Below are 6,274 nucleotides of genomic sequence, written 5' to 3'. Positions count from 1 at the left end.
AAACACGCGAGCCAGTGGGTTGCCGTCGCCAGCCTGACGGGTTTTCGCCGTCTTGCGCATGGCTCCGCCCATCGTGAAGAGCGTGAACATCTTGTAGAGACCGAGCAGCAGGCCAACAGCCAGAAGCGCCATGATAACAGCACCAACAGGGCCACCCTGCTTCAGGCGATCGCCGAATTCTGGCAGGTCGCCCAGAATGCCGAACAAGTTACCCTTGGATGGGTCAACCGGCGCACGAACGATTTGGTCCGGGCCCGCTTTGACAAGGCTGTTCATCGAAGATGCGAAAGCACCGGAAGGCTGCTTTTTGAACGCCTGGAGGAACGTGTCTCCATTGTCCTTTTTCTTCACTTCAACAAATTTTGTGCCGTCTACGGTCGCCGCGGTGAAGACGCCAACGCGCATCACATCAGCTTCTGCGTTCGACGCGTCCGGGCCAATGCCATCAACCATTGCGGTGAACGACTTTACTTCGGACTGAGCAACCATTTCCTGGATCATGGCTTCCGGAAGACGCTCAAGTTGCGCGCGGTTCGGAAGCGTACGAGCCTCAGCGATTTCAGCGATGCCCTCAACGCGGCCCTGATAATCGAAGTTGGCGAAGGAGTTCGCAATTTCCGGCATGGTTTCGCCAGCTGCGGACCGGAACTGACCAAGCAGTTCCTGGAAGTCACCTGCCTGCTCAGAAACCTGAGCTTCGAGGTCAGCAAGCGTTGCCTCGTTGGCATCAAACTGAGCGCTCAGAGCGCGGCCGCGAGATTCTGCAGCCGCAAGAGCGCCACGGGCGTCCGCCATCTTCTGGGATTGAGCTGCAGTATCAGCCTGGAATTCCCGCAGGCGCTGCTGGTCTTCAGCAGACATCTGGCTGGAGTCCTGACGGACTTTGGCAAGAACATCCTGGAGTGATTGAGCGGAGGCCGGAGCGGACACCGCGATTGAGCCGAGGCCGAGCAGCGTAGCTGCACCGAGAGCCTTCAGCGAGGAATTGAACTTCAACATTATATTACCTCTTAATTCTCTGGTGCCTGCCGACTACTCGACGGAGAACTTCTGAACCGGGGCGAACAGAACGTCTTGCTGGGCTTTTGCCTGTGCAACGCGGATCGCCTTGTCGATATCGGCAGCATAACCGCCCTTGATCTCTTCCCACTCACCGGTCGTGCGGTTGTACCGAGCAGCGTCGCCGTTTGGTGCAGCATAAACGAGCGCAACGCGCCCATACAGGAACATGTCCACCGTGGTCGGGTTACCGTCCAGCGTGATCTCTTCCTGCCAGGTGCTGATCGTGCGGCCGTATTCCATTTCCGCCTGATAGGCATCCATGATCAGGCGATACTGTTCAGCTGGCGTGACGTTCGGCGTTTCCATGACGGCGTCGAGGCCCTCAAGGCGCGTCGTGCGTTCTTCCTGCTTGAATGGGAGGTCAGCAGCGACGAATGCCTTCAGGTTTTCGATCATTTCGAGAAGCATCGGAACCGTCTGGGCGGTGATGTCGTCGATCGAACCAAGTTGTTCGGTCAGAGATTCGATCTCTTCTTCCTGGCTTTTTACAACGAGCGCCTGTTGCTTGGCGTACAGGTCAGCAGCGTCACGGCGCTGAAGCAGGGAGCGGTATTCACGCACCATGTCCGTACGCTCATCGTCCAGCTGGTTGATCTGATCCTGAACTTGCTCGGCGCGCCGGGTGGCCTGCTCGCCGGTATTGAGCGCTTCGCGCAATTGGGCCTGGGCCGGCATGGCCAAGCCCGCAATCAGCGCAGCGGCGAGAACGCCGCGAGCTGGTGACAGAAGTTTCTTCATGAGGTTTGCCTCTCACTCTCCAAACGGTCGCGCAGGTATTGCGCGTAAAAATCGACAGTCAGGCGCCCTGCTCATGAGGACGTCCCGGTTTCAATGCCATGGCCACACACACAATTGGCCTGGTAGTCTAGTGGAAGCCGAAAGGCGTAGAGACGCCCGACCTCTCCCCTGAGCTTTGGAGCGTGGGCCGCTCTCTGTTTATACCCTTTGCCACTCAGACGCCGGGTACGCAACGCCCTTACTTTTGATCCTCAAGGCTAACAACCCTGAATTCGGGGATCAATAAGATGCTTTACGATTCAGTAAGGAAAATATCGGGCGCGCGCCTATTGGCAACCGGCGTGATACAGTAACGATCAAATTTGTCTCGCGTTGTCTTCCCGCATGGTCGGCGATCTGGAAGACGATGGCTGGGGTGCCAGGATTCGAACCTGGGAATGCCGATACCAAAAACCGGTGCCTTACCACTTGGCGACACCCCAATGAAGGCGCCGAGATAGCCACTCTTGCCGTTGCTGGCAACACCCGATCTCATCCTTAGCAGCGGATTTGTGCAGGGAACGCGATGATCGGCGATAATTTCACAGGTGCTGAAATGCTCGCCTTTACTTTTTATCGATAATCGGCAATATCGTTTTACAGAAAGACACGACTCCCAGACCGTGTGCATGGAGACCGTTCATACATGAAGACCTTTTTCCTTTCCATGGCAGGCGCTCTTGCCGCCATGTTCATTTTCATCTTCCTGATGTTTTCTTTTCTTATGTTGCTCATTGTTGGGGCATCAAGCTCAAAACCTGAGCGCCCGGACGCAGTTGTCCTGTCCCTCGACCTGAACTCGGAAATTTCCGACCAGGCGCCAACAGGCGGTTTTGCTGCCTTGTCCGGTACGCCCGGTTTCATCGATCTGCTGACCAAGTTGAAAGCGGCCGAAACCGATGATCATGTAAAAGGTCTGTTCATCCGAGGTGCATTCATCGGGACTGGCAGCGCACGCGCCGAAGAGTTGCGCCAGGCGATCCAGAGTTTTCGCGATCAGGGCAAGTTCGTCATCGCCCACTCACAGGGCACCCTGGGCGTCAGCGGTCCGTCGGCCTATTGGTCGATCTCCGCAGCCGATGAAATCTGGATGCAACCGGGTTCCGACCTGGTCGTCCCTGGGCTGACGTTCGAAACGGAGTTCTTCAAGGGGCTGTTCGACAAGATCGGCGTGACACCTGAAATCTATCCGTTCTACGAATACAAGAACGCCCCGAACTCCTACAACAAGACCGAGTATACCGAGCCGCACAAGCTTGCGCTGGCCACTCTGGCTGAGTCGGTCTGGACCGTCGCCTTGGGCGACATCGCAGCAGACCGCGCACTGAATGCTGCCAGTGTCCGAACGGCTCTTGAGAGCGGACCAATCCCAGCGGAGAAAGCCATCGAACTGAAGCTGCTGGATAAGACAGGCTATCCGGAACAAGCCTCCGAAGCCGCCCTGGAAAAAGCGGGCGATGATGCTGAACTCGTCGACCTTGCCTATTATGCAGCACCCGCCCCGAGCTTGCGGGCACCACAAATCGCCATCGTTGGTGGTGAAGGCGCTGTTGTCACAGGCGGCGGAGATGGCAACTCGCCCTTCTCCTCCCCGCCCGGTTTTGCTTCGGACAATATCGCCCGCGCCATCCTCGACGCTGGCAAGAATGAAAAGATCAAAGCCATCGTCTTCCGTGTCGACAGCCCAGGGGGATCCCCCGTCGCAGCGGACCAGATCTGGAATGCCATTGAGCGGGTTCAGGCTGATGGGAAGCCTGTGATCGTATCAATGGGCTCGCTTGCTGCTTCCGGCGGATACTATGTGTCCGCAGGGGCCGACTACATCATTGCCAATCGTGCAACCATCACCGGCTCGATCGGCATTTATGGTGGCAAGTTCGCAATCGAGGGCGGACTGAACAAACTAGGAATCACATTTGACCGCGTGAGTGTCGGAGGTGAGTTTGCGGATGCCTACGGAGCTGACACGTTCACCGAAACTCAGGAAGCCGCCGTCAAGGACATGCTGAAACGCGGCTATGATCGGTTCCTCGGCATCGTCGCCGACGGTCGTGGCATGACGTATGATGAAGTGCACGAAGTTGCCCGTGGTCGAATTTGGAGCGGCGAAGATGCGCTTGAAGTGGGCCTGGTTGATGAGTTGGGCACGTTCATCGACGCCATCGAAAAAGCCAAAGAGCTCGCTGACATCGAAGCTGACGTCACACCGCGCCTCGTCTATTACCCTCATCGTCCGACAGGGCTTGAAGCCCTTGAAAGCCTGTTCGGCGTGTCGGCTGAAGGTGCCGAAGCCGCGATCATGTTGAACCGCCTTGCCGACGACAAGAACGTTCAGTCCTTGCTAGAGCAGCTCGCCGCAGCAGAAGCGGTGAACTCCGGTCAGACGCAGGCTGTTATACCGCGCTTCCGCGAGAGGTAACGCGACGACCATTTAAAATGAGCAAGGCCCTTCGGAAACGGAGGGCCTTTTTCGTGGCCAGCTAATCAGGAAGACTCAGTCCTATCTGCATCGCCATTTTCACGAAACTTTCGGGCGGCGGCGCAGAGAATAATTTTCTTGTTCCATCCGGAAGCCCAATCTCGAGCGACTGCGCATGCAGCATCAGACGCTCCGCTGACTGCGCGCCTGTTCCGTACAAGTGGTCGCCAAGGATCGGACATCCCGCGCCCAGCAAGTGTGCACGGATCTGGTGCATCCGGCCCGTTTCAGGTTTCAATTCGAATAGCGCGTAATCGCCGTGGCGAGCCCGGATGCGCCAGCCCGTCAGCGCCTTTTGAGCACCCTTTCGCTCAGCTTTAGCAATCAGCATGCGAGGACGCCCCCCCTCCTCGACCTTCACCAAAGGCTGGTCAAACACCCCTTCGACATCAACGGGCAGTTTCCCAGATACAATGGCCAGATACGTTTTCGTGGCTTGGCGAGCGGCAAACTCTTCAGAAAGAAATGCAGCAGCCGGCTTGGTTCGCGCAACAATGACCACGCCCGAAGTTCCCCGATCAAGACGGTGCACGAGCCGCGGCTTCTTCCCATTCGATTTGGCAAACGCGATGAGCAGGTCATCAAGTGATCGGGAGATGCCGCCCCCGCCCTGAACTGCCAGACCCGATGGCTTGTCGAACACAATTACCTGACTGTCCTCGAATATGACGAGGCTCTCAGCATATGCTCGATCTTCAACGCTGATATTGGGGAGCGACCGGTTCTTCATGGGCTATCGACGATTTCGATCCCTGATTTCTGCAACAAACCTCATGCGTTCCATCACGGCTCGTTCGCGCCCATGGCCTTTTGGTTCATAGAAAACTGGCCGGGGCATTTCATCCGGGAAGTAATTCTGTCCGGAGACACCCTCTTCCGTATCATGATCATAAATATAGCCATCGCCATATCCCTGATCCTTCATCATGCTAGTCGGCGCATTCAAAATGGCCTTGGGTGGCATGAGGCTTCCGGTCTCTCTGGCGGCGGCGCGCGCCTTCTTCAGCGCCATATAGGCTGCATTAGACTTCGGCGCTGTGGCGAGATGCACGACGCAATGCGCCAAGGGGATCAATCCCTCCGGCTCACCCAGACGCTCGAATGCACGCGCCGCCTCACCAGCCACCATCATGGCAGTCGGATCAGCAAGTCCGATATCCTCGCTGGCCATCACGACCAGACGGCGCGCAAGGAAACGCGGATCTTCGCCACCTTCCAGCATGCGTGCAAACCAGTACATCGCGGCATCTGGATCTGATCCGCGCACAGATTTGTGAAGCGCAGAGATAAGATTGTAGTGTCCCTCGCCGGACTTGTCATAGGCCGGCGCACGCTTCTGAAGCGCGGCCGACATTGCCGCGACCGTCAGCGGCTCGCCCTTACCGGCAAAAGTATAGACTTGTTCCACGAGGTTCAGCAGGTATCGCCCGTCGCCATCGGCCATATCGATTAGCGCGTCGCGCGCTGCAGGCTCCACCGGAAGCTTCTGCTCCTCCATGGCCTCGGCGCGATCAATCAAGAGACTGAGACCTTTCTCGTCCAGGCGTTTGAGCACCATGACCTGACAGCGCGACAGGAGCGCACCATTGATTTCAAAGCTCGGATTCTCGGTGGTCGCCCCGACCAATGTCACGACGCCCCCTTCGACAAAAGGTAGGAAGCCGTCCTGCTGGGCTTTGTTGAACCTGTGAATTTCGTCAACGAACAGCAAGGTTCCCTTCCCGGTCGAACGCCGTGCTTCCGCGCGCTCAAAGGCGGCCCGCAGATCTTTCACGCCGGAAAAAATGGCGCTGATTGCCTCGAATTCCAAATCAGTTTCGCTGGCGAGCAACCGCGCAATGGTCGTCTTGCCGACGCCAGGTGGCCCCCAGAATATGATGGACGATAACCGGCCAGCCTCCAGCATGCGCCGCAAGGGTCCGTCAGGCCCAAGCAGGTGATCCTGCCCGACCACGT

Annotated in this window: 5 protein-coding genes and 1 tRNA gene; 1 reads left to right on the top strand and 5 read right to left on the bottom strand. The window is 57.4% G+C overall.

Going from position 1 to position 6,274, the window contains the following annotated elements:
* The 3 genes from B4F73_RS16575 to B4F73_RS16565 form a co-directional block, all read right to left on the bottom strand.
* On the bottom strand, positions 1-999 hold a 999-nt coding region (locus B4F73_RS16575), incomplete at its 3' end, for a biopolymer transporter ExbB (protein WP_290483827.1).
* 33 nt (positions 1,000-1,032) lie between these two features.
* Complete coding sequence (locus B4F73_RS16570) at positions 1,033-1,800, bottom strand: DUF3450 domain-containing protein (protein WP_034815659.1); 768 nt, start codon at positions 1,798-1,800, stop codon at positions 1,033-1,035.
* A gap of 407 nt (positions 1,801-2,207) precedes the next feature.
* Positions 2,208-2,282 (bottom strand) — tRNA-Gln (locus B4F73_RS16565).
* Between the two features lie 203 nt (positions 2,283-2,485).
* Here B4F73_RS16565 and sppA point away from each other — a divergent pair.
* Positions 2,486-4,258, top strand: a complete 1,773-nt coding sequence (gene sppA, locus B4F73_RS16560) for a signal peptide peptidase SppA (protein ID WP_290483826.1) — start codon at positions 2,486-2,488, stop codon at positions 4,256-4,258.
* Between the two features lie 61 nt (positions 4,259-4,319).
* On the opposite strand, the gene B4F73_RS16555 is transcribed toward sppA, so the two are convergent.
* Together B4F73_RS16555 and B4F73_RS16550 are read right to left on the bottom strand one after the other, a co-directional pair.
* Positions 4,320-5,048 (bottom strand): RluA family pseudouridine synthase, encoded by a 729-nt coding sequence (locus B4F73_RS16555; RefSeq protein WP_290483825.1) that lies wholly within the window; start codon positions 5,046-5,048, stop codon positions 4,320-4,322.
* A gap of 3 nt (positions 5,049-5,051) precedes the next feature.
* A partial coding sequence (locus B4F73_RS16550) for a replication-associated recombination protein A (RefSeq protein WP_349679584.1) occupies positions 5,052-6,274 on the bottom strand: 1,223 nt, incomplete at its 5' end.

The sequence above is a fragment of the Hyphomonas sp. UBA3601 genome, from assembly GCF_002375605.1.
Taxonomy (GTDB): Bacteria; Pseudomonadota; Alphaproteobacteria; order Caulobacterales; family Hyphomonadaceae; genus Hyphomonas.
This window is presented reverse-complemented; position numbering and strand designations above follow the sequence as displayed.

Coding starts and splice junctions, on each gene's coding strand:
- B4F73_RS16570 (WP_034815659.1), bottom strand. CDS start 1,800: ATGAAGAAACTTCTGTCACCAGCTCGCGGCGTTCTCGCCGCTGCGCTG.
- sppA (WP_290483826.1), top strand. CDS start 2,486: ATGAAGACCTTTTTCCTTTCCATGGCAGGCGCTCTTGCCGCCATGTTC.
- B4F73_RS16555 (WP_290483825.1), bottom strand. CDS start 5,048: ATGAAGAACCGGTCGCTCCCCAATATCAGCGTTGAAGATCGAGCATAT.